Annotated in this window: 18 protein-coding genes; 6 read left to right on the top strand and 12 right to left on the bottom strand. The window is 73.1% G+C overall.

The annotated features are described in order from the left end of the window. A partial coding sequence (locus L6E12_RS28450; RefSeq protein WP_236231003.1) for an ABC transporter ATP-binding protein occupies positions 1–592 on the top strand: 592 nt, incomplete at its 5' end. 388 nt (positions 593–980) lie between these two features. Here L6E12_RS28450 and L6E12_RS28445 read toward each other — a convergent pair. Together L6E12_RS28445 and L6E12_RS28440 are read right to left on the bottom strand one after the other, a co-directional pair. Next, positions 981–2,024, bottom strand: coding sequence for a LacI family DNA-binding transcriptional regulator (locus tag L6E12_RS28445; RefSeq protein WP_236231002.1), 1,044 nt, complete (start codon positions 2,022–2,024; stop codon positions 981–983). Between the two features lies 1 nt (position 2,025). Then, on the bottom strand, positions 2,026–3,600 hold the full coding sequence (locus tag L6E12_RS28440) for a glycoside hydrolase family 13 protein (RefSeq protein WP_236231001.1): 1,575 nt from the start codon (positions 3,598–3,600) through the stop codon (positions 2,026–2,028). Between the two features lie 264 nt (positions 3,601–3,864). Between L6E12_RS28440 and L6E12_RS28435 the strand changes: the two genes are divergently transcribed. Together L6E12_RS28435 and L6E12_RS28430 are read left to right on the top strand one after the other, a co-directional pair. After that, positions 3,865–5,256, top strand: a complete 1,392-nt coding sequence (locus L6E12_RS28435) for an alpha-amylase family protein (RefSeq protein ID WP_236231000.1) — start codon at positions 3,865–3,867, stop codon at positions 5,254–5,256. A gap of 184 nt (positions 5,257–5,440) precedes the next feature. Continuing rightward, on the top strand, positions 5,441–5,653 hold the full coding sequence (locus tag L6E12_RS28430) for a hypothetical protein (RefSeq protein WP_236230999.1): 213 nt from the start codon (positions 5,441–5,443) through the stop codon (positions 5,651–5,653). Between the two features lie 25 nt (positions 5,654–5,678). Here L6E12_RS28430 and L6E12_RS28425 read toward each other — a convergent pair whose 3' ends face one another. Both L6E12_RS28425 and L6E12_RS28420 read right to left on the bottom strand, forming a co-directional pair. Next, positions 5,679–6,782, bottom strand: coding sequence for a hypothetical protein (locus L6E12_RS28425; RefSeq protein WP_236230998.1), 1,104 nt, complete (start codon positions 6,780–6,782; stop codon positions 5,679–5,681). 207 nt (positions 6,783–6,989) lie between these two features. Beyond that, positions 6,990–8,102, bottom strand: a complete 1,113-nt coding sequence (locus L6E12_RS28420; protein ID WP_236230997.1) for an ROK family transcriptional regulator — start codon at positions 8,100–8,102, stop codon at positions 6,990–6,992. A gap of 80 nt (positions 8,103–8,182) precedes the next feature. On the opposite strand from L6E12_RS28420, the gene xylA reads away from it, so the two are divergent. Continuing rightward, on the top strand, positions 8,183–9,352 hold the full coding sequence (xylA, locus tag L6E12_RS28415) for a xylose isomerase (protein ID WP_236230996.1): 1,170 nt from the start codon (positions 8,183–8,185) through the stop codon (positions 9,350–9,352). Next, complete coding sequence (gene xylB / locus L6E12_RS28410) at positions 9,349–10,731, top strand: xylulokinase (protein ID WP_236230995.1); 1,383 nt, start codon at positions 9,349–9,351, stop codon at positions 10,729–10,731. The genes xylA and xylB overlap by 4 nt, the downstream gene beginning before the upstream one ends. Positions 10,732–10,955: 224 nt before the next feature. On the opposite strand, the gene L6E12_RS28405 is transcribed toward xylB, so the two are convergent. From L6E12_RS28405 to L6E12_RS28370, 8 genes are all read right to left on the bottom strand, one after another. Beyond that, the gene (locus L6E12_RS28405; protein WP_236230994.1) at positions 10,956–13,241 is read right to left on the bottom strand and encodes a LuxR C-terminal-related transcriptional regulator; all 2,286 of its coding nucleotides are present in this window, start codon (positions 13,239–13,241) and stop codon (positions 10,956–10,958) included. Positions 13,242–13,329: 88 nt separating this feature from the next. Continuing rightward, a complete protein-coding gene (locus tag L6E12_RS28400; protein ID WP_236230993.1) occupies positions 13,330–13,887 on the bottom strand; it encodes an AAA family ATPase in 558 nt (185 codons plus the stop codon). Between the two features lie 71 nt (positions 13,888–13,958). Beyond that, positions 13,959–14,918, bottom strand: a complete 960-nt coding sequence (locus tag L6E12_RS28395) for a magnesium transporter CorA family protein (protein WP_236230992.1) — start codon at positions 14,916–14,918, stop codon at positions 13,959–13,961. Positions 14,919–14,988: 70 nt separating this feature from the next. Beyond that, positions 14,989–15,834, bottom strand: a complete 846-nt coding sequence (locus L6E12_RS28390) for an aldo/keto reductase (protein ID WP_236230991.1) — start codon at positions 15,832–15,834, stop codon at positions 14,989–14,991. Between the two features lie 586 nt (positions 15,835–16,420). After that, positions 16,421–16,903: a tetratricopeptide repeat protein gene (locus tag L6E12_RS28385; RefSeq protein WP_236230990.1), complete on the bottom strand. Its 483-nt coding sequence runs from the start codon at positions 16,901–16,903 to the stop codon at positions 16,421–16,423. A gap of 45 nt (positions 16,904–16,948) precedes the next feature. Continuing rightward, positions 16,949–17,314, bottom strand: coding sequence for a hypothetical protein (locus L6E12_RS28380; protein ID WP_236230989.1), 366 nt, complete (start codon positions 17,312–17,314; stop codon positions 16,949–16,951). Then, entirely contained in the window at positions 17,311–20,043 is a 2,733-nt protein-coding gene (locus L6E12_RS28375) for an FtsK/SpoIIIE domain-containing protein (RefSeq protein WP_236230988.1), read from the bottom strand. The genes L6E12_RS28380 and L6E12_RS28375 overlap by 4 nt, the downstream gene beginning before the upstream one ends. 98 nt (positions 20,044–20,141) lie before the next feature. Further along, positions 20,142–20,402 carry a hypothetical protein gene (locus tag L6E12_RS28370; protein WP_236230987.1) on the bottom strand — a complete coding sequence of 87 codons (261 nt, stop codon included), beginning with the start codon at positions 20,400–20,402 and terminating at the stop codon, positions 20,142–20,144. A 705-nt stretch (positions 20,403–21,107) separates the two neighbouring features. Here L6E12_RS28370 and L6E12_RS28365 point away from each other — a divergent pair. Next, positions 21,108–22,029 (top strand): acyl-CoA dehydrogenase family protein (locus tag L6E12_RS28365; protein ID WP_236230986.1); only part of this gene is annotated, 922 nt, incomplete at its 3' end.

Raw genomic sequence — 22,029 nt, 5'->3', positions numbered from 1 at the left:
GAAGTTGCGGGTGGAGACGCGGGCGAACATTGCGGCGTTGCAGCGGCGGTTGGGGACCACGACGATCTATGTGACGCATGATCAGGTTGAGGCGATGACGATGGGGCATCGGGTGGCGGTGCTCAAGGATGGGTTGTTGCAGCAGTGCGACACGCCGCGCGCGTTGTATGACCGGCCTGCGAACGCGTTCGTCGCCGGGTTCATCGGATCACCGGCGATGAACCTGCACACCGCTCGGGTGGAAAGGGACGCGGTTCTGCTGGGTGGGTTGGCGGTTCCCCTGCCCCGGGAGACGATCAAGGCGATCGGGGACGCCGGCCTGTCGGAGGTCACGCTGGGTGTTCGGCCGGAATCGTTGGGGCTGGTTCCGTCGGGCAGCGATGGTGGGTTCGAGCTGGTGGTCGAGCTGGTCGAGGAGTTGGGGGCGGACGCGCTGGTGCACGGGTCGATCGCGGGGGAGGCGGGCGATCGGCTGGTGATGCGGGTCGACGGGCGCACGCCGCCCGCGCTGGGGCAGACGGTGACGGTGACTGTCCGGGATGCGGGCGAGTTGCACCTGTTCGACCCTCGGAGTGGCGCTCGCCTGGTTTGATGTGGGGTGCCGGACGCCCCGCGGACTCAGGGCCCGCGGGGCGTCCGGTGCTTTTCGCGCTCGTGGCTGTGTTCGAGAACGCCGGTCGTTTGGTGGTGCCCGGGCTGATTTGCTCAGCCGTGCCGTTGGTTTGCAAGCCCGGTCGTTTGGTGGTGGTGCCCGGGTGGGTGGATCTGCTTGGGCGGGGCCCCTACAGCGATCATGTGCCCAGTGTGACCGAGTGGGGCTGAAGGGATGCCCCACTGCCCGGGCAGGCTTGCACATGATTGCTTCCCCCACCCAAGCACATCCACCCACCCGGGCATTTGGTCACCGGGCCGGCGGTTGCGGGGGTGGCTGGCTTTCGCTGCGCCTTGGTGGGGTGGTCGGTGGCTCCGTCTGGTGGCTGTCAGCCAGGGTGGCGGGCGGCGGTGGAGCCGCGTACGACCAGTTCCGGCATGAACACGTACTCCGCGTGCGGGGCCGGGTTGCCGGTGACCTCCTCCAGCAGGGCGTTCACCGCTGCCTGGCCCATCGCGTCGACCGGTTGGCGGAGGGTGGTCAGCGGGGGGTCGGCGAAGACGATCAGGGGGGAGTCGTCGAAGCCGACCACCGAGATGTCCCTGGGGACGGCGAGGCCGCGTTGGCGGGCGGCTCGGATGGCGCCGAAGGCCATCAGGTCGCTGCCGCAGATGATCGCTGTGCAGTCGCGGTCGATGAGGGCGTTGGCCGCTGCCTGGCCGCCCTCGACGGTGAAGAGGGAGTGTTGGATGAAGCCCTCCGCCTGCTCCGCCGAGAGGGGGAGGGCGGTGCGCATGTGTTGGACGAAGCCCTCGATCTTGCGGACCACCGGGACGTAGCGGCGGGGGCCCACTGCCAGGCCGATGCGTTCGTGGCCCAGTTCGACCAGGTGCTGCACCGCCAGGCGCATGGCCGAGCGGTCGTCGGTGGAGACGAAGGGGGCTGAGACGCGTTCGGTGTAGCCGTTGATCATCACGAAGGGGACGCCCCGGCCCGCCAGCTTGACGTAGCGGTCCATGTCGGCGGTGGAGTCCGCGTGCAGGCCGGAGACGTAGATGATGCCGTTGACGCCCCGGTCGACCAGGGTGTTGGTCAGTTCGTCCTCGGTGGAGCCGCCGGGGCTCTGCGTGCACAGGACCGGGGTGTAGCCGTCCCGGGTCAGGACCTGTTCGATCACCTGGGCGAACGCGGGGAAGATGGGGTTGCTCAGTTCCGGGGTGATCAGGCCGATGAGGCCCGCGCTGCGGGCCTGGAGGCGGGCGGGCCGTTCGTAGCCGAGGGTGTCGAGGGCGGCCAGCACCGTCTGGCGGGTCGTGGTGGACACGCCCGCCTTGCCGTTGAGCACCCGGCTGACCGTGGCCTCGCTGACCCCGGCCTGCGCGGCGATGTCGCTCAGCCGCGCGGTGGACCCGGACGCGGGGGGTGTGGGCACGTCAGGCTTTCCACCACACCGAGGTGTCGGTCGGCAGCAGGGTGTCCGAACCGTCCACTTCGTACTCGTCCGAGGCCAGCAGTACGGTCCCGGTGGGCAGCCGGGCCGGTTCGGGGCCGAAGTTGACCGCGCAGTGCAGGGTGCGGCCCGCCGCCGTGCGGGAGAACCACAGGACCTGCGGTTCGCTGTCCTGCCAGTCCACCGCGTCGCCCGCGCCGAGGGCGGGGTGGTCGCGGCGGGTGTGCAGGGCGCTGCGGTACAGCTCCAGGGTGGAGCCCTCCGCGCCGGTCTGCGCCTCGACCGACAGCTCGGACCACGCCCGCGGCTGCGGCAGCCACGGGGTCGAGCCGTCCGCGCCGAAGCCGAGCGCGCTGCCGCCCCGGGTCCACGGGATCGGCACCCGGCAGCCGTCGCGGCCCCGGTCGGTGTGCCCTGAGCGCTCCCACACGGGGTCCTGCAACACCTCTTCCGGCAGGTCCAGCACTTCCTCCAGGCCCAGTTCCTCGCCCTGGTAGAGGTAGACCGAACCGGGCAGCGCCAGCATGAGCAGGATCGCCGCGCGGGCCCGGCGGACCCCCGCCGGGCCGCCGCCGTAGCGGGTGGCGTGCCGGTGCACGTCGTGGTTGGACAGCACCCAGGTGGCGGGGGCGCCCACGGCCGGGATGGCGGTCAGCGAGTGGTCGACGACCTCGCGCAGGGCCAGCGGGTCCCAGTCGGTCGTGAGGTAGTGGAAGTTGAACGCCTGGTGCAGCTCGTCCGGGCGCAGGTAGCGGGCCAGGCGCTCGGCGGTGGCCGTCCACGCCTCGGCGACCCCGATCCGCGGCGGCTCGTAGGTGTCGAGGACCTTGCGCCACTCGCGGTAGACCTCGTGCACGCCGTCCTGGTCGAAGTACGGCAGCGGGCGGGTCTCCAGCAGCTTGTGCTGCTCCTGGGCGCCGACGTCGGGGAACCCCTCCTGCTTGACCATGCCGTGCGCCACGTCGATGCGGAACCCGTCGACGCCCAGGTCGAGCCAGAACCGCAGCACGTCGTGGAACTCGTCGCGCACCTGCGGGTTGGCCCAGTTCAGGTCCGGCTGGGTGGGGTCGAACAGGTGCAGGTACCACTGGCCGTCGGGCAGGCGGGTCCACGCCCCGCCGCCGAAGACCGACTCCCAGTCGTTGGGCGGCGCGTCGCCGGTGCCCTCGCGGAAGAGGTAGCGGTCGCGCTCGGGGGAGCCCGGCGGGCTCTCCAGGGCCTGCCGGAACCACTCGTGCCGCGACGAGGTGTGGTTGGGGACGATGTCGACGATGACCTTGAGGCCCTGCCCGTGGGCGGCCCGCACCAGCTCGCGCGCGTCGTCCAGGGTGCCCAGGGTCGGGTCGACGTCGCGGTAGTCGGCGACGTCGTAGCCGCCGTCGGCCATCGGCGAGGTGTAGAACGGGGTGATCCACAGCGCGTCGACGCCCAGGCCCGCCAGGTACGGCAGCCGCGACCGGATGCCCGGCAGGTCGCCGATGCCGTCCCCGTTGTCGTCGGCGAAGCTGCGCACGTACACCTGGTAGATGACCGCGTCCCGCCACCAGTCCCCAGCCATGGCACCCCTCCCGGTTGCTCAGGTCCGGGATCGACGCTAGCAGCGGGGAACGAGGACTCGAAAGGGCTTGCAACCCGATTCAGCAACTTTGTGGCAAGCCCCCGCAGCTCCCCGCACCCGGGTGGTTCACGACACACCCCGACTCTGGGAACCGGCAGCACCGCTCGGGGGCTTGACGCCCGCGCCCACCGTCCCGATGCTGGATTTCAGGAAGTTCCAGTCGCGTCCCGCCGCTCGTGCGAAGCCGACCGACGAGGAGACACCGTGGTCTCGACCCTGCGCCCGCTGCTCGCCGCCTTGGCCGTCCTCACCGTCGGCGTCGTCGCCCCGGCTGCCCCGGCCGGGGCGGCGCCACCGGGAGCCAAGGACGTCACCGCCACCCTGTTCGAGTGGCGCTACGACTCCGTGGCGCGCGAGTGCCGCACCGTCCTCGGCCCGGAGGGGTACGGGTACGTGGAGGTCTCACCCGCCACCGAGCACATCCAGGGCCCGCAGTGGTGGACCTCCTACCAGCCGGTCAGCTACCGCATCGCCGGGCGGCTCGGCGACCGGGCCGCCTTCAAGAACATGGTCGACACCTGCCACGCGGCAGGCGTGCGCGTCGTCGCGGACGCGGTCGTCAACCACATGTCGGCGGGTTCGGGCACCGGCACCGGCGGCACGCCCTACAGCAAGTACAACTACCCGGGCTACTACCAGAACCAGGACTTCCACTCCTGCCGCCGGCCGATCACCAACTACGGCGACCGCTACGACGTGCAGAACTGCGAACTGGTCAACCTGTCCGATTTGGACACCGGGAACGACTACGTGCGCGGCGCCATCGCCGCGTACCTCAACGACCTGTCATCGCTCGGTGTCGACGGTTTCCGCGTGGACGCGGCGAAGCACATGGCCGCCGCCGACGTCGCGGCGATCAAGTCCCGGCTCACCGACCCGTCGAAGTACTGGGTGCAGGAAGTCATCCACGGCGCGGGCGAAGCGGTGCAGCCTTCGGAGTACCTGTCGATCGGCGACGTCGACGAGTTCCGCTACGCCACGAGCCTCAAGTCGGTGTTCAGCGGCGGGAAACTGGCGGACCTGAGCCAGTTCGGCGAGGCGTGGGGGTTCGTGCCCTCGGCCAAGGCCCGGTCGTTCGTGGACAACTGGGACACCGAGCGCAACGGGTCGACGCTGAACGAGCGGTACGGGTCGACCTACACGCTGGCCAACGTGTTCATGCTGGCGTGGCCGTACGGGTCGCCGAACGTGTACTCGGGCTACAGCTTCGCCTCCACCGACGACGGGCCGCCCAACGGGGGCGCGGTGAACGCCTGCTTCGCCGACGGGTGGCGGTGCCAGCACCTGTGGCGGCAGATCGCGAACATGGTCGGGTTCCGCAACGCGGTCGCCGGGCAGCCGGTGGTGCGGTGGTGGTCCAACGGCGCCGACGCGATCGCCTTCGGCCGCGGCTCGAAGGGCTACGTGGTGATCAACCGGGAGGGCGCCCCGCTGACCCGGGTGTTCCAGACCTCGCTGCCCGCGGGATCCTATTGCGACGTGCAACATGCAGAACCGGGTGCGGGCTGCGCCACGCGCTACACCATCGCATCCGACGGTTCGTTCACTGCGACGGTGGGCGCCGGGGACGCGATCGCGCTGCACGTCGGAACTTGAAGAGAATTCGCAACAGTAAGTATCGACTAGCGCTGCTCTTGCTAGCCCATTAGGGTGGCCGCACTGCTGCATGGTGGGGTACGTGAACCGGAAGTAACTGAATACAGCCGTCTTGTTCACCCTTTCGTGACCCCTCCGTGGCGTCCACTCGGGATGCTGGACCGGTACACGGACGGGGGAGCACATGTTCGACCGCGAGCACACCGAGGGGGTCGTCGAATCGACCCAGGACCCGGTGATCCTGGATCGACAAGACGCCGCCCGCGCGCTGCTGGAGTACTTCCTCGCCAACGCGGACGCCAACGACCACGACGCGAACGACAACCTGGTCGAGGAGTTCCGCCGCCGCGCCCGCGACGCGCGCAACCTCCCCGCGCCCCGCGCCGACCAGGACTAGTGCTCCAACGGCAGTCGGGTCCGTCTCAGGCGTGGAACCCGCCGAACCCGCCACCGCCGACGCCCCAGGCACCGCTGACGCCGCCGATCCGGGGCGTGGAGGGCGTGGCAGGCCGCTCGGAGAGCGGGTGGGCTGTTTCCCACCGGGTCCTCGGGTCGGGCCGGCCGGTGCGCCGGGCGATGTCACTGATCTGGTGCGACAGGCCAGGCCGGTTGGCGACCCAGACGTCGTACAGCACATCGCCCCCGGGGTCGGCCGCGTCGTAGAGTTCCCACTGTTCGGTGAGGTACAGGAACAGGACCCGGTCGCGTCCGCCCTCGGGCAGGTAGCCCGCGTCGATGGCCGCGGCGCGGGCCTCGTCGCCCTCGTTGTACAGCCACCGGGCGTGTTCGCACACCCGCTCGCGCGCCGCACCCGGCCGCAGCGTGCGCAGGGCGCGGCGGTACTTGTCGGCCAGGCCCGGCAGGCGCAGCCCCTTCAGCAGGGTGTCGGCCGTGCCCGCGCGGTCGTGGTCGAGCAGGTCGAGCCGGTCCTTCGCGACGGCCAGGAGGGTGTCGCCCGCGTCGCGGGGCGTGACGTGCTGGTTGGCCATGACCACCTCGGTGACGAGGTCGGAGGGCAGATGGCTTCTGCGCCACGCCGCCGCGAGCGCGTCGAGGACCACTGGCTGGTCGGTCACCGAGAGGAAACGGATCAGGCTCGCGCGGCGCGGCGAGTCGGAGGAGACGCACCCCATGAGCGCGTCGACCACACGCTGCTGCCCGGTGGGGTCCTGGTCGAGGAGGTGGACGAGTCGGACCCGCGGCCTGTGCCGCGTGCCGGTCGCCCGGGTGAACAGCACCGGCGCCGCGACCGACGTCCACACCCGCTTGTCCACATCGGTCTGCAGCAGGCACTGGTAGGCGACCTCGGCGAACAGCTCATCCGTCGTCTCGCTCAGCACCCGCAGCGCCCGCTCGGCGGCGGGGCCCGGCGCACCGGCGGCGATGTGCACCAGTGAGGCCGCGACCGGGGCGGGGTGCGGGCGGGTCAGTTCGCGCGCCAACTGCCCGACGGCCCAGACTGCGCGCCACTGGAAGAGTCCACCACTCGCCCACCGCGCCAGCCGTTCCCGCCGTGCGTATGACATCGCCGCCTCCTCGTCCTGCTCCGACGCTAACGGGGAACGCTCGGGACCTGTCCCGGCCGCCTGCTGCGGGACGCCTCGAGTTCGGCGAGGTGGACCGGCCCCGTTCCGGCATTGCGAGACCGAGGAGATGCCCGATCACCGACCCGGCAGACTCCGGCGGTACCGGCTGAGCTTCGACCAGCTCGCCACCCCCGTCCCGCCCAGGGGTTACAGCGCCTGACCGAGGCCCCGGAGGTAGGAATCGGGGTCCGCGCGGATGTGGTCGACAGCGGCCCTGGCCACGCCCAGGGCCGCCGCTTCCCGGCCGAGGGTGGACGCGACCACCTCGGGCGGGGACCAGCGCGCGCCGATGACCCGGCGGGCCAGCTCCGCGCGCAGCGGGCCGAGCAGCCAGGGGGCGAGGCGGGCGTGGTCGCCGCCGAGCACGATCGTCGGGATGTCGAGCAGGTTGACCACCCCGGACAGGGCCTGCCCCAGGCGGGTTCCCGCGCTTTCCAGCGCCGACAACGCTTCCGGGTCCCCGTCCGCCGCCGCCTGGCGGGTGGGCAGCGCCGCCGTGCCCGCGTAGGTCTCCAGGCAGCCGCGGGCCCCGCAGCCGCAGCGGGGGCCGCTGGGGTCGACGCAGAGGTGGCCCAGTTCGCCCGCGAAGCCGTGCACCCCGGTCAGCAGGGCGCCGTCGCGGACGATGCCCGCGCCGACGCCGACCTCGCCGGAGACCAGGACGTAGTCGCGGGGGCCGCCGGGGCGCAGTTCGGCCAGGGCCGCCGCGTTGGCCTCGTTGACGACCGTGACCGGAACGCCGACGTCCAGCGCTATGTCCACTTCGGACCAGTCCAGGTTCGGCGCGGAGAGCAGCACGCCGTCGCGGACCAGGCCGGGCACCGCGACGCCCACCCCGCCCACGGGCACGCCCTGCTCGGCCAGGGACCGGACGACCCGGGTGACGGCCGCCAGCACGTCCTCCGGGGCCCGGCCGCGGTTGTCGCCGGAGCGGACCCGGCGGGCGCGGACACCGCCGAGCGGGTCGACCAGGCAGGCCGTCACGTGGTCGACGCCGACCGCCACCCCGACCCCGTGCGGGCCGGTGGCCGACAGGGCCAGCCCGGTGCCGGTGCGACCGCGGCCGGTCCGCTCGACCGGACCCGTCTCGGCGACCAGCCCACCCGCGACCAGGTGGTCGACCAGGCTGGACACCGTGGCCTTGGCCAAGCCGGTCGTCGCGGCCAGGCCCGCGCGGGAGCAGCCGGGGTTGGCGGTGACGGCGGCGAGCAGCAGGGCGCTGTTGTGCCTGCGCACGTCGAGCTGACCTGCTGGGCGCACCCGGGACCTCCCGCGCTTGACGGATGCCGAACCCCGATTTAAGTTCGGCGACTGAACGAATACTGCCACCGGAGGCGACGATGCCAACACCCAGCCCGGACGACAAGTTCAGCTTCGGCCTCTGGACGGTCGGCTGGCGGGCGGCCGACCCGTTCGGGTCGGCGACCCGGCCCGAGCTCGACCCGGTCGAGGCCGTGCACCGGCTGGCCGAACTCGGCGCGTGGGGCATCACCTTCCACGACGACGACCTCATCCCGTTCGGCTCGGACACCGCCGCCCGCGACGCGCACATCGCCCGCTTCCGGGCCGCGCTCGACGAGACCGGCCTGGTCGCGCCGATGGTGACCACGAACCTGTTCACCCACCCGGTGTTCAAGGACGGCGCGTTCACCAGCAACGACCGCTCGGTCCGCCGCTTCGCGCTGCGCAAGGCGCTGCGCAACGCCGACCTGGCCGCCGAGCTGGGCGCGCGGACCTTCGTGCTCTGGGGTGGCCGCGAGGGCTCCGAGACCGACGCCGCCAAGGACTTCCGGGTCGCCCTCGACCGCTACCGGGAGGGCATCGACACCGTTGCAGGCTACGTCAAGGACCAGGGCTACGACCTGCGGCTGGCCCTGGAGCCCAAGCCGAACGAACCGCGCGGCGACATCCTGCTGCCCACCATCGGGCACGCCCTGGCGTTCATCGCCGAACTGGAGCACGGCGACATCGTCGGGGTGAACCCCGAGGTCGGGCACGAGCAGATGGCGGGGCTGGACTTCGTGCACGGCGCGGCGCAGGCGCTGTGGGCGGGCAAGCTGTTCCACCTCGACCTCAACGGCCAGAAGGGCCCGCGCTACGACCAGGACATGGTCTTCGGCCACGGCGACCTGGTCTCCGCGTTTTTCCTCGTCGACCTGCTGGAGTCCGCCGGGTACACCGGGCCGCGGCACTTCGACTACAAGCCGACCCGCACCGAGGACATGACCGGGGTGTGGGCGTCGGCGGCGGCGAACATGCGGATGTACCTGCTGCTCAAGGAGCGGGCGGCGGCGTTCCGGGCCGACCCGGAGGTGCGCGCGGCGCTGGCGGTGTCCGGGGTGGACGAACTGACCCGGCCGACCCTGGCCGCCGGTGAGACCACCGCCGACCTGCTCGCCGACCGGTCCGCCTTCGAGGACTTCGACGCCGACGAGGCGGGCGAGCGCGGCTACGGGTTCGTCGCCCTGGCCCAGTTGGCGATGGAGCACCTCATGGGCGCCCGGGGATGAGGACCCTGGTCGCGGGCGTCGACTCCTCCACCCAGTCCTGCAAGGTCGTCGTCTGCGACGCCGAGGACGGCACCGCGGTCCGCTCGGGCAGCGCCGCCCACCCCGACGGGTCCGAAGTGGACCCCCGGCACTGGTGGTCGGCGCTGTCCCTGGCGATCGAGCGGGCGGGCGGCCTGGCCGACGTGGCCGCCCTGTCGGTCGGCGGGCAGCAGCACGGCATGGTCGCCCTCGACGACACCGGCGCGGTCATCCGCGACGCGCTGCTGTGGAACGACACCCGCTCGGCCCAGGCCGCGGTCGACCTGATCGCCGAACTGGGCGGCCCGAAGGCGTGGGCGGACGCCGTCGGCACCGTGCCCACGGCGTCGTTCACCGTCACCAAGCTGCGCTGGCTCGCCGAGCACGAACCCGACAACGCCGCCAGGGTCGCCGCGGTCGCCCTCCCGCACGACTGGCTGACCTGGCGCCTCGCGGGCGGCGACCTGGACACCCTCACCACCGACCGCGGCGACGCCAGCGGCACCGGCTACTACGCCACCCGCACCGGCACCTACCTGCCCGAGCACCTGACCCGCGCCCTCGGCCACGGCGCCCACCTGCCCCGGGTCGCCGGACCGGCCGAACAGGTCGGCGCCGCGGGCCCGGTCCGCCTCGGTCCCGGCACCGGCGACAACGCCGCCGTCGCCCTCGGCGTCGGCGCCGAACCGGGCGACGTGGTGGTCTCCATCGGCACCTCCGGCACGGTCTTCGCCGTCAGCGACACCCCCACCGCCGACGAGACCGGCACCATCGCGGGCTTCGCCGACGCCACCGGCCGCCACCTCCCCCTCGTCTGCACCCTCAACGCCGCCCGCGTCCTCACCGCCACCCGCGAAATCCTCTCGGTCGACCTGGACCGGCTCAGCGAGTTGGCCCTGTCCGCCCCACCCGGCGCCGACGGCGTCGTGTTCCTCCCGTACCTGGAAGGCGAACGCACCCCCAACCGCCCGGACGCCACCGGCAGCGTCCACGGCCTCACCCTCGCCACCAGCACCCCCGCCCACCTGGCCCGAGCCGCCGTCGAAGGCGTCCTCTGCGGCCTCGCCGACGGCCTCGACGCCCTCACCACCGCGGGCGTCCGCGCCGACCGCGTCGTCCTGGTCGGCGGCGGCGCCCGCTCCGCCGCCCTGCGCGCGATCGCCCCCGGCATCTTCGGCCGCCCGGTCTTGGTCCCCGAACCGGCCGAGTACGCCGCGGAAGGCGCTGCCCGCCAAGCCGCCTGGACCCTCACCGGCGAAGCGGAACCGCCGCGCTGGGAGAGCGCACGGACATCGCTGTACGAGGCGGACTCCACCCCCCACGTCCGCAACCGCTACGCCGAGATCCGCGACGCCACCTAGTGCTTTCCGCCTTTCAAACCCGCGATTTTCGCCGGGGTGCCGGGCAGGGGCGTAGCCGGGCCTGCGGTTTCGAGGGTGGCTGGTTATCGCTGCGCCGGTGAGGTTTTGGGCGGCTGGTAGTTGGGCCAGCGGTTGTTGGGGTGGTCGATTGTTGCTGCGCCCTGTGGGATCCGGGTGGTTCGTGGCCGGGCCGACGATTCGGGTGGGCGATGCCGGGGCGGCAGCTATCGGGGCGGTGGATCCTTGGGTCTGTGGGTTTCGGGGTGGCCCGAGCGGACGAACCAGGCGGCGATCTGGGCGCGGGTGTTGAAGTCCAGTTTGGTCAGGATGTGTTCGACGTGGGTGTCGGCGGTGCGGACCGCGATGACCAGGCGTTCGGCGATCTGGCGGTTGGTCAGCCCTTCCGCGACCAAGGCGGCGATCTCGGTTTCCCGAGGGGTCAGCACCGCCGCGGGTGGCGTGGTGCTTTTGTGCTCGTCCAGGGCGTAGGCCACCGCTTCCCGGGTGGGCAGTGCCGCGCCCGCGGCGAACTCGGCCACCGCGGTCTCGGGGCCGATGGCGGCGATGACGAGGTTCGTGTCGCGCTCGATCGGGCCGGTGAAGGACGGGTACCGGGCGGGGGAGGCGCCCACCGAGCGCCAGACCGCGCCCGCCGCGCCCATCAGGCGGGCGGCTCGGTGCGGGTCGGGCAGGTGGGTGGCGCAGCCCGCGAGCACGGTCAGCGAGAACGCCGTCAGCACCCGGTCGGTGAGGTGGGCCTGCAGGCGCAGGAGTTCGCGGATCAGGTCGGCGGCGGTGGTGACGTCGCCGCGGACGTATTCGCCCGCGCCCCGGGACCAGAGGGCCCAGGAGCGCCAGAAGACCTCCTGGTGGGCCGCGCAGACCGCCTCGCTGTCGCGCAGGACCCGGCGGCCCTCGTCGAGGTGGCCGTCGAGCATCAGGGCGAAGCCGTGGTTGAGGGTGGCCCAGACCCGGCCGCCCTCGTCGCCCAGGGTGGTGAAGGACTTGGCGGCGGCGGCGAACAGGGCTGTGGCGGTGGGGAAGTCCGCGTCGATCAGTGCCTGGTAGCCGTGGACGTGGTCGACGTAGGCCAGGGTGGTCTCGTCGGTGGAGCGGGCGGCGTCGGCGAGGGCGCGTTCGTAGGCCGGGATGTCGTTCTGCACCAGGGCGAGGAAGGCGTACATCCAGGACGCGCTGCCGCGCACCGGGGCGTCCCGCGGGGCCACCGCCGACAGCCTGTCCAGCCAGATCCGGCCCTCGGTGTTGAGGCCGTGGGCGACCCACAGCTCCTTGACCGCGTGCACCATCCCCAACCCCACCACCGCCTCCGCGGGATCGGTGCGGCAGAAGTCCAGGGCGGCGCGCAGGTTCGGCTGCTCCAGCCGGAACCGCTCGACCCACTCCGGCTGCCTCGGCCCGAACCAGTCCTCGGCGAACCGGGCGGTCAGCCCCCGGCACCAGTCGCGGTGCGCGCGGCGCAGGCGGTCGTGCTCGCCTGCGGCGCGGGCGCGCTCCTCGCCGTGGTGGCGCAGCATCTCCAGCATCCGGTAGCGGACCGTGCCCAGGTGCTCCTCGCGCAGCAGCACCGACTTGTCGACCAGGCTGTCGACCACGTCCAGCACGTCGTCGGCGGCCAGGCCCGGGCCTGCGCACACCAGTTCGGCGGCGTCGAGGTCGAAGGTGCCCGCGAACACCGACGCCCGCGCCCACAGCAGCCGCTCCCGGTCGGTGCACAGCTCGTGGCTCCAGCCGATCAGCGCGGCGATCGTGCCGTGCCGGTCCGGCAGCCGCCCCCGGTTGTCGCTGAGCAGCGTCATCCGCCCGTCGAGCCGGTCGGCGAGCTGGCGCACCGACAGCGACCGCAGCCGCACCGCCGCCAGCTCGATCGCCAGCGGCAGCCCCTCCAGCGCCCGGCACAGCCGCACCACGTCGTCCCGGTTGCCCCCGTCGACGGTGAACGACGGCACCACCGCCGTCGCCCGGTCGGTGAACAGAGCCACCGCGTCCCCGTCGACCGGCAGCGGCCCCACCGGCAGCACCCGTTCCCCGACCACGCCCAGCGACTGCCTGCTGGTGGCCAGCACGGCCAGCTCCGGGCAGGAGCGCAGCAGGGCGTGCACCACCTCCGCGCACGCCTGCACCAGGTGCTCGCAGTTGTCCAGGACCAGCAGCAACCTGCTCCCGGCCACCTGCTCCACCAGCAGCTCGATCGGCGGCTTCGCCGAGCGGCTGCCCAGCCCCAGGTGGTCGGCGACGGTGTTGACCAGCAGTTCCGGCTCGCGCAGCTCGGCCAGGCCGACGAACACCACCCCGTCGGGGAAGGCGACGCGCGCCCGGTCGGCCACCCGCAGCGCCAGCCGGGTCTTGCCGACGCCCCCGGGTCCGGTCAGCGTGACCAGCGGGGAGCGGGTCAGCAGCCGCACCGCGGCGTCGGTCTCCGCGCCCCGGCCGACGTAGGTGGTGGGTTCGGGCGGGAGCGGGCGCCGCGCCGGGTCCGACACCGTGTCCACCACCTTCCCACCACCGGGTCACCGAGCAGGCTAGGCCGCGTTTCGAAAGCCCGTGTTCGCGATAGCCGCGCCGGGCGGCGGACCCGTCCTAGATGGACATGGCGTGGTCGGCCAGCGCCAGTGCCACGGTCTGGTCCAGGCCCAGCTCCGAGGTGTCGATCCAGCGGCCCTGCTCGGCGATCTCGGCCCGCATCACCGCGTCCAGGAAGCCCCAGTCGTGGGCGAGCTGCTTGTCCCGCGCGGCGATCCGCGCGGCCGCGACCCGCGGGCTGGGAGCCAGCACGACCAGGTGCACCGGCAACCCGGCCAGGTGCTCCCGGTAGAACCCCAGGTGCGCCGACCGCACCACGACGTCGTCGATCACCGGCACCACCCCGGCGGCGTGGAAGCTGCGGGCGAGCAGGCACGCGTTGCGGGCGCGCAGGAAGAGCTGCCGGTCGGCCTCGTCCTCCGGTTCCGGACCCGGCCACCGCCCACCCGAGACCACCATGTCCTGCAAGGCGTCGACCTCGATGTGCGCGGCCAGCGGGAACCGCCCGGCCAGCTCCCGGGCCACCGAGGTCTTGCCGCTGCCCGGTATCCCCACCACCAGGTACACCGCGGGCGCTTCCCCCCGGTCGACCTCCACCCGCCTGAACTCAGCCACGGACTCCCCTTCCCCCGTTCGGCCCCCGGTCTACCAGAAACCCCGCCCCGGGTCAGCCGGATACCCGAGTCTCAGAGCCAGTCCCGGCGCTTGAACATGAGGTAGAGGCCACCGGAGAGCACCACGATGGCGATGCTCGACACCCAGAACCCCCACGGCTGCTCGGCCCCCGGGTACGGCACGTTCTGCCCGTAGAACCCGGTGATGGCGGTGGGGATGGCGATGACCGCCGCCCACCCGGTGACCTTCTTCATGATCAGGTTCAGCCGGTTGCTCTGGATGTTGAGCTGCGTCTCCCGCACGGTCGTCAACTGGTCGCGCAGCGAGTCGGTCATCTCCGCCGCGTGCGAGACGTGGTCGCGGATGTCGGCGAAGTAGGGCCGCAGGTCGTCGTCCACCAGCGTCCGGTCCCGGGACAGGGCCACCATCACCTCGCGCATCGGCTGCACCACCCGCCGCAGCCCGCTGAGGCTGCGCCGCAGCCGCACGGTGTCGCGCTGCAGCTCGCGATCGCCCACCCGCTCCTCGAAGACCGCGTCCTCCAGCTCCTCCAGGTCCTCCTCCAGCGCCAGCGCGGACTCCAGGTGCCCGTCCACCACGGCGTCGAGGACGCCGTGCAGCAGCACCCCGACCCGGTCCTCGGCCAGGTCGGAGGCGTCCCAGCGGCTCAGCACGGCGTCCATGTCGAACCCGTCGTGCACGGTGACCAGCGTCCGCCCGGTGACGAACAACCCCAGCTCGGCCGTGGTCAGCTCGCCGTCCCCACCGACGCGCGTGCTGTAGACGGTGAGGAACAGGTGGCTCTTGTAGTGGTCGACCTTGGGTCGCTGCCTGCTCTCCCGCACGTCCTCCAGGGCGAGCTGGTGCAGCCCGAGCATGTCCCCGAGCCGCGCCAGGTCCCCGTCGTCCGGGTCGCACAGGTCGACCCAGGCCACCGGACCCGGCTCCGCCAGGAGGTCGGCCAGGTCGCACAGCGCGAAGTCCTCCTCGACGGGCTTGCCGTCGCGGTAGAGCCGGGTGCGGGTGGTCATGATCCGAGGCTGGCACACCCCACCGCACCCGGCACGACAGCCCCGGGCGCCACAGCGCGGGGGAGCCGGTCTACCCCAGGTCGGCCAGCTCCGCCCCGGTGAGGGTCAGCTCGGCGGCGGCGGCGGAGTCGCGGATGCTCTCCGGCCGCGACGAACCGGGGATCGGCACCACGACCGGCGCCTTCGCCAGCATCCAGGCCAGCGCCACCTGCTGCGGGCTCACCCCGTGCGCCCGCGCCACCGCCGCGAACGGCTCCGCCCCGCCACCGAGGTCACCCGCCTTGCCGATGCCGCCCAGCGGGCTCCACGGCAGGAACGCCACCCCCAGCTCCGCGCACAGCTCCAGCTCCGGTTCACTGCTGCGGAACACGGGCGAGTACTGGTTCTGCACCGCCGAGAGCCGCCCGCCGAGCACCTCGTGCGCCTCCCGGATCTGGTCCGGGTCGAAGTTGGACACCGCGGCCATCCGGATCTTCCCGGCGTCGAGCAGGTCGGCCAGCGCACCCACCGACTCGGCGGTCGGCACCTTCGGGTCCGGCCGGTGGAAGTGGTACAGGTCGATCGCCTCCACCCCGAGCCTGCGCAGCGAGGCCTCGCAGGCGGACTTGAGGTACTCGGGCCGCCCGTCCAGCTCCCAGCCGCCTCCCGGGACCCGGGTGTGCCCGCCCTTCGTGGAAACCAGCACCTCCTCCCGGGTGTCGCGCAGGACCTCGGCGATCAACTCCTCGTTGTGCCCGAAGTCGCTGTCGTCCAGGGAGTAGGCGTCAGCGGTGTCGATCAGGGTGACCCCGGCCTCCACGGCGGCCCGGATGGTGGCCACGGCCCGGTCGCGGTCGGGCCTCCCGGAAACCGACAGGGGCATGCCCCCCAGTCCGATGGCGCTGACGGTGGCGGATCCGATGCTGCGTGTCTGCATACCCCGATCGTCGCACCCACCGCCCGATCCGACCGGCCGAGCCCGCGCCGGGCGGTTGTCACCTGAACCGGGTTATCCCCGACGCCCACCCGCCCACGGGCTGGCCGTGGACCGTTTCGCCTGGTAGCAGTGGGGTGTCCGACTTCGGCGGCGGCACTGGTCCGGCCGATGCCCCCGGCCGGACGGCGGCACCGCCCCGGGAACACCCCGAGCGCTCCCGGGGCGGGACCGTCGAACCCACCGGATCGGCTCCACACCGGACCGGTCCGAATCCACAGAAGACCGGACCCGGACCACCCCGCCACCCGCCGGCATGGCGGCCCGCCACCCGCAACCCCACCGTGCGCAGCCGGCGACCACCCCACCAACCGGCGGCCCGGCTACGAAATGCCCGGGTGGGTGGATGTGCTTGGGTGGGGGTGGCGATCATGTGCAAGCCTGCCTGGGCTGTGGGGCATCTCTTCAGCCCCACTCGGTCACACTGGGCGCATGATCGGCGTAGGGGCCCCGCCCGAGCAGATCCACCCACCCGGGCAGGCCCCGAAAAATCCCGGGCTTTGATACACAGGCACCACCAAGCCGCGAGCTAGACCAGCGCCCGCGCGTAGTTCGCCAGCGAGCGCTGGTAGCGCGGCAGCAGCGGAGCCAGCGCGCCCAACGCCAGCGCCACCGCCTCCCGCTCCCGCCCCACGTCGGTCAGGCACAACGCCAGGAACGCCCGCACCGCACCGTCCAGGTGGTCGGACGGCGCCGACAGTTCGGGTTCCAGCAGCGCCACCCCCGCCGCCGGGTCACCGGTGTTGCGCAGCGAACTCGCGAGCTGGATCAGCGCCCGCCGACGCCGCTCCCCGGCCAGCCCCGACGCCAGCGCGTCCCGGTAGAGCGGCACCGCCAGGTCGGAGTGCCCGGTGGAGTCCAGCGCCGCGGCCCGTTCGAACGGCGAGCGCGGGTCGTCGGCGGGCAGTTCCTCGGTCAGGTCCGTGATGAGGGCCCGGAACTCGGCCTCGCCTCGGGTGTCCAGCTCCGCCCACGTGCCCGCGAGCCGGGCCTCCCAGTCCACATCAGTCACGCGCCCACCCTCTCAGACCGTTCCTGAGGGCGCTGCCCGCCGGGGTCAGAGCTTGCGCGGCCAGACCGCCCGGCGCAGCGCGGCGAACAGGGCCTCGGTCTTCGGGACCACCTCGGCGAGGTAGTCCTCCAGCAGTTCGGGGTGGCCCGCCGGGTCCGGTTTGGGGCGCGGGCCGGGGTGCGCCCAGCTGACCCTGAGCAGCTTCGCGGTCACGTCCGACCACCAGGCGGTGACCTCCCCGACGACCTCCGCCTCGTGCTTGGTGGCGGCCTCCACCGCGCGCCCGGCCTCGAACAGCTCGCCGCCGAGCTTCGCCGCGCGGACGGACTCCTGCTCGCGGAACTCCTGCTCGGCCTGGTGGGCCAGCCCGAGCAGGGCCTTGTAGCGGCTCACCGGGTCGGGGGCCGTCATGGCAGCTCCAGGGCGCTGGTGGTGTCGAACGGGATCAGCACGTCGGGGCGGCTGTGCGTGGTGCGGTCGAAGAACACCGCCCGGTGCGGTCGCGGCGACCAGTCGACGACCTGCCCGGCGGCCAGGGTGTTGAGCTCCGCGCCCTGCACGTCGAGCGCCACCCAGCCGCCGATGTCGTCCATGCCCGCGAAGCCCAGGGTCTCCTTGAACCGGCCCATGCCGCGCCACCAGCCGAAGGTGTGCACGTGCCGGGCGGGGCCGTTCTTGAGCAGTTCGCGCAGCTTGTCGAACCCGCTCTTGGCCAGCGGGGTCTCCTTGGCCTCCAGCAGGTGCGCGACGGCGTCGACGGCGTAGAAGAACACGTACTGCCGCGGCGGGTGGGTCTCGTCGGCGAGCCGGGCGATGTCCGCGGTGATCTCGGAGACGCCGTCGCCGATGCGCACCGACACCTCGTGCCCCTTCTTCACGTGCAGCCGCTCCGCCGTGGCGGTCACCCTGGGCTCCAGCGACTGCACCGGGCACCACAGGTGGAACACGCACTCGCCTGCGGAGTGCAGTTCACCCAGCGACAGCGCGGCGCTCTCCAGCACCGACAGGGCGTCGGCGGTGGCGGTGCCGATCACCGCGAGGTTGCGGCCGGGCACCGGTTCCAGCCGGAACACCGCCGCCTTGTCGTCCACCTCGATGATCTGGCCCAGCACCGGTCCGCGCGGTCCGGTGAAGTCGGCCGCGTGCACCAGTTCCGGCTGGTGCGCGCCGTCGAACAGGCGCGGCTGCGGCGAGGTCATCCGCGCCCACAGGGTGCGCTGCAACTCGTCGAAGGTGCCCCGGCTCGACGCGTCGGGGATGTGGGCGACCTCGTTGCCGTGCGCCACCCCCGACTCGTGGTTGATCACCGCGTGCCAGCGCGGCAGCGCCAGCGCGGCGTTGTTCTCCTGCGCCAGCACCCGCTTGGCCTTGGGCATGGCGATGCGCAGCGTGCACTGGTCGTAGACCGCCGGTTTGCCCCAGAACGCCTCGATCCCGGCGATGTCCTGGCTGGCCAGCACCAGGTGGATGCCCTGCGAGCGGCCGCGGCGGGCCACGTCCTCCAGCAGCGCCGCGGCCTGCTGGGTGATCTGGTCGCGACCGCCGAACAGCGCCTGGAACTCGTCGATGACCGCGACGATCCGCGGCCAGTGCCCGTCCGGGTCGGCCTCGCGCAGCTCGGCGAGCTTGGTGACCTCCTGGCGCTTGGCCGCCGCCGCCCGCCTGGCCAGCTCCCCGGCCAGGAACCGCAGCAGCGCCAACCCGAACTCGCGGTCGGTGTTGACGTTCACCCCGACCAGTCGCGCCTGCGGCAGCCAGGACGGGTCCTTGCGGCCGGGGGTCAGGCCCGCGAAGGACACGCCCTCCTTGAAGTCCAGCAGGTACAGCTCCAGCTCCGACGGTGGGTAGCGCGCGGCCAGCCCGCCGAGCACGGCGTAGAGCAGGTTCGTCTTGCCCGAGCCGCTGGGGCCCGCGACCAGGGCGTGCGGGGTGGCGTCGCCGAGCACCACCTCGACCGGTTCGCCCTCGTGGAAGCCGATCGGGGTGCGCAGCTCCTCCACCGAGCTGCCGGTGGCCAGGGTGTCCGGGAGCAGGTCGGCGAACTCGCGCGGGCGTCCGCGGCGCACCAGCACGTCCGCGGCGATGGTGGTGGCGGCGTGGTTCACCTGCGCGGGCGGCGGCGCCGGGTCGGCCCGGACGACCACGCCGGGGCCGGTCATGCTGCACGTGGCCCGCTCGGCATCGGTGAAGGTGACCGTCTCCACCGGGGAGTTCGCCGTGATCGGCATGTCCACCAGCACCAGGTGCACCCCGGCCTCCGGGCCGGTGCGGGCGATGCGGTTCAGCTCCTGGTACTGCTCGTCGGGCAGCCGGTCGCCGTTGCCGAACAGCACCGCCACCCGCCACGGCTCCACCCGCCTGCCCGCCGCGGCGCTGGCCGCCCGCGGCGACTGGTGCACCCGCAGCGACTGCGCGTGCACCCGGCGGATGTGCCCGGCGAGCTGCGCCAGCAGGTCGTCGAGCCGGGTCGGGTCGTGCACCACCATCACACCCGCCGCGGTCAGCGGGTGCAGCGACGGCAGCGGCCCGGTCAGGTGCCCCACGTCCCACAGGTGCAGCCGCACCAGGCCCGGGGCGAAGGCGCTGACCAGCCGCATCACCAGGGTCTCGACCAGCGAGTCGGCGGCGGGCCTGCTGCCGGTGGTGGTGTTGACCCGCAGGTGCCCGACGTCGAGCAGCGGCACCGCCAGCGGGAAGGCGTCCTCCGGCGCCGAGTGCTCCACCAGGGCCGACCCGATCCGCCACAGCCGCGGCGCGTGCGCGCCGAGGTCGGTGCCCGCCGGGCCGAGCCAGGTCTGCCACGGCTCGCCCGCGGCCCCCGGCGCCTCGTCGAGCACCAGCCGGTGCACCTGGGCCAGGCCCTCGCGGTGCCAGCGCTCGTAGCCCGCGTCGCGGCGGGCGGTGATGCCGTCCCACACCGCGCGCAGCGCGTCGTCCTCGGCCATCCGCCGGGCCAGGTCGGCGTCGGTGGCCGCGGCGGCCAGCCCGAGCAGGCGGATCTCCTTCTCGAACTCCAGTTGCCTGCGCCGGGTCTCCGCGCGCACCCGCGCGCCCTCGGCGGCGCCCAGCGCGTGCCCGAGCACGGTCCGCAACGCCGTCAGCGCTTCGTCGACCCGTCGCCTGCGCTCGCCCCTGGCCATGTCCTACAGCCTCGTCCGGTAGTCGTCGATTGTCCCCCGCGCAACGGGTCCGGCCGCCGCCGGGACCGCGCGCGGGGTCCCGGCCGGGTGCCGGGCGCTCACAGCCGCTCCGCGTACTCCTCCGCCGAGGCGATGCTCGACCGGATGGTCGTCTGCACGCCCCGCAGGGCCTGCAACGCCTCCGCGAGCAACGCCTGGGCCTGCGACGCCTCCGCCCGGGTGCTGCCCCGGGTCGCGGTCAGCAGCGCGCTCTGGGCCTCGTCGAGCTGCATCGAGGCCTGGGTGATCGCGGCGATGCCGGATTGAGCCTTGTCGGTGGCCTGCACGATCGCGGCCCGGATCTCCTCAACACCCGCCATGTCGGCACAATTTAGTGGCGATGATCAGCCCCGGCCGCACCGGGTACTCCGTTCGGGCGCCGGGAGAACCGGTTCGCCCCCGAAGTTCGGCCGTCCGGGCGACCTTCTCGCCTCGGGGGTTGACCGCTGTCGTGGCACCGGCTCTTCGTTGTGGTGCCCGGCTAAGTGGATGCGCTTGCCGTGCTTTCAAGCCCGGGTTTGGTGGTGGTGCCCGGCTGGGTGGATGTGCATGGCCATGCCGCACAGCCCGGTCGTTTGGTGGTGGTGCCCGGCTGGGTGGATGTGTTTGGGCGGGGCCCCTATGGCGATCATGTGCCCAGTGTGACCGAGTGGGGCTGAAGGGATGCCCCACAGCCCCAGCAGGCTTGCACATGATCGCCACCCCCACCCAAACACATCCACCCACCCGGGCAGTCGGGCAGCCGGGCAGGCGGTTTTCGGGGCGGCCGGGTGTCGCTGCGCCGGTGGGGTCTTGGGCGGCCGGGTGTCGCTGCGCCGGTGGGGTCTTGGGCGGCTGGGCGTTGCTGCGCCGGTGGGGTCTTGGGTGGCTGGTTGTTGCTGCGCCGGTGGGGTGGCGGGTGGCCGGGCAGGCGGTTGGTGGCCTCGGCGTCGGGGGTGGTGGTGTCCGTCCCACATGCCGGCGGCGGGTTCCGGGTGGCGGCGGGCGTTGCGATACTGCGGCGCCGGGACCGGGAGGGGTGGGGCATGAGCGGGCAGCACTGGGTGGGGGTCGCGCGCGGTGTCGCCGACCGGTTGGCCGAGGACGCGGTGGAGCGGGAGGGCAAGGGGGCCGAGCCGCTGCCGGAGATCGCCCTGCTGCGCGAGAGCGGGCTGCTGGCGCTCACCGCCCCCGCCGGGCTGGGTGGGCACGGGCAGGACTGGGCCACCGCGCACGCGGTCCTGGCCGAGGTCGCCGCCGCCGACGCCTCCGTGGGGCACCTGCTCGGCTACCACTACCTGCACCTGTGGCGGCTGTGGCTGTTCGACGTCCCCGAGCGGGCCGCCGAGCTGGTGCGGGCGACGGTCGAGCACGGGTGGTTCTGGGCGGGGGTGGCCAACCCGCGCGACGACGCCCTGGTGCTCACCGACGCCCCCGGCGGCGGGTTCACCGTCGACGGGCGGAAGTTCTTCGCCACCGGGGCCAGCGTCGCCGACCGGCTGGTGGTCAGCGGGGTGCACCCGCCCACCGGGGGCAAGATCACCTTCGTCGTCGACGCGGGTGCCCCGGGCCTGCGCTACCTGGGCGACTGGGACAACCTCGGGCAGCGGATGTCGGCCAGCGGCGGGGTCGACTTCCGCGGGGTCGCCGTGCCCGCCCGCGACGTCCTCGGCGCCCAACCCGCGCACGACGCCCCCACCGCGCCGCGCGACTCGCTGCCCGCGCTGGGCTTCCAGCTCGTGCTGAGCCGGGTGCTGGCCGCCGTGGGCCGCGGCGCGCTGCGGACCGCGGCCGACTACACCCGCACCCACTCGCGGGCCTGGCCCGCCGCCGGGGTCGACCGGGCGGTCGAGGACCCGCACGTGCTCGCCGCCTACGGGGGCCTGCGCGCCCGGCTCGACGCCGCCGACCTGCTGGTGGACGCGGCCACCGCCGCCTTCGCCGAGGCCGACTCGGCCGGGGCCGCGC

The sequence above is a fragment of the Actinokineospora sp. PR83 genome (assembly GCF_021056305.1).
Classification (GTDB): domain Bacteria; phylum Actinomycetota; class Actinomycetes; order Mycobacteriales; family Pseudonocardiaceae; genus Actinokineospora; species Actinokineospora spheciospongiae.
This window is presented reverse-complemented; position numbering and strand designations above follow the sequence as displayed.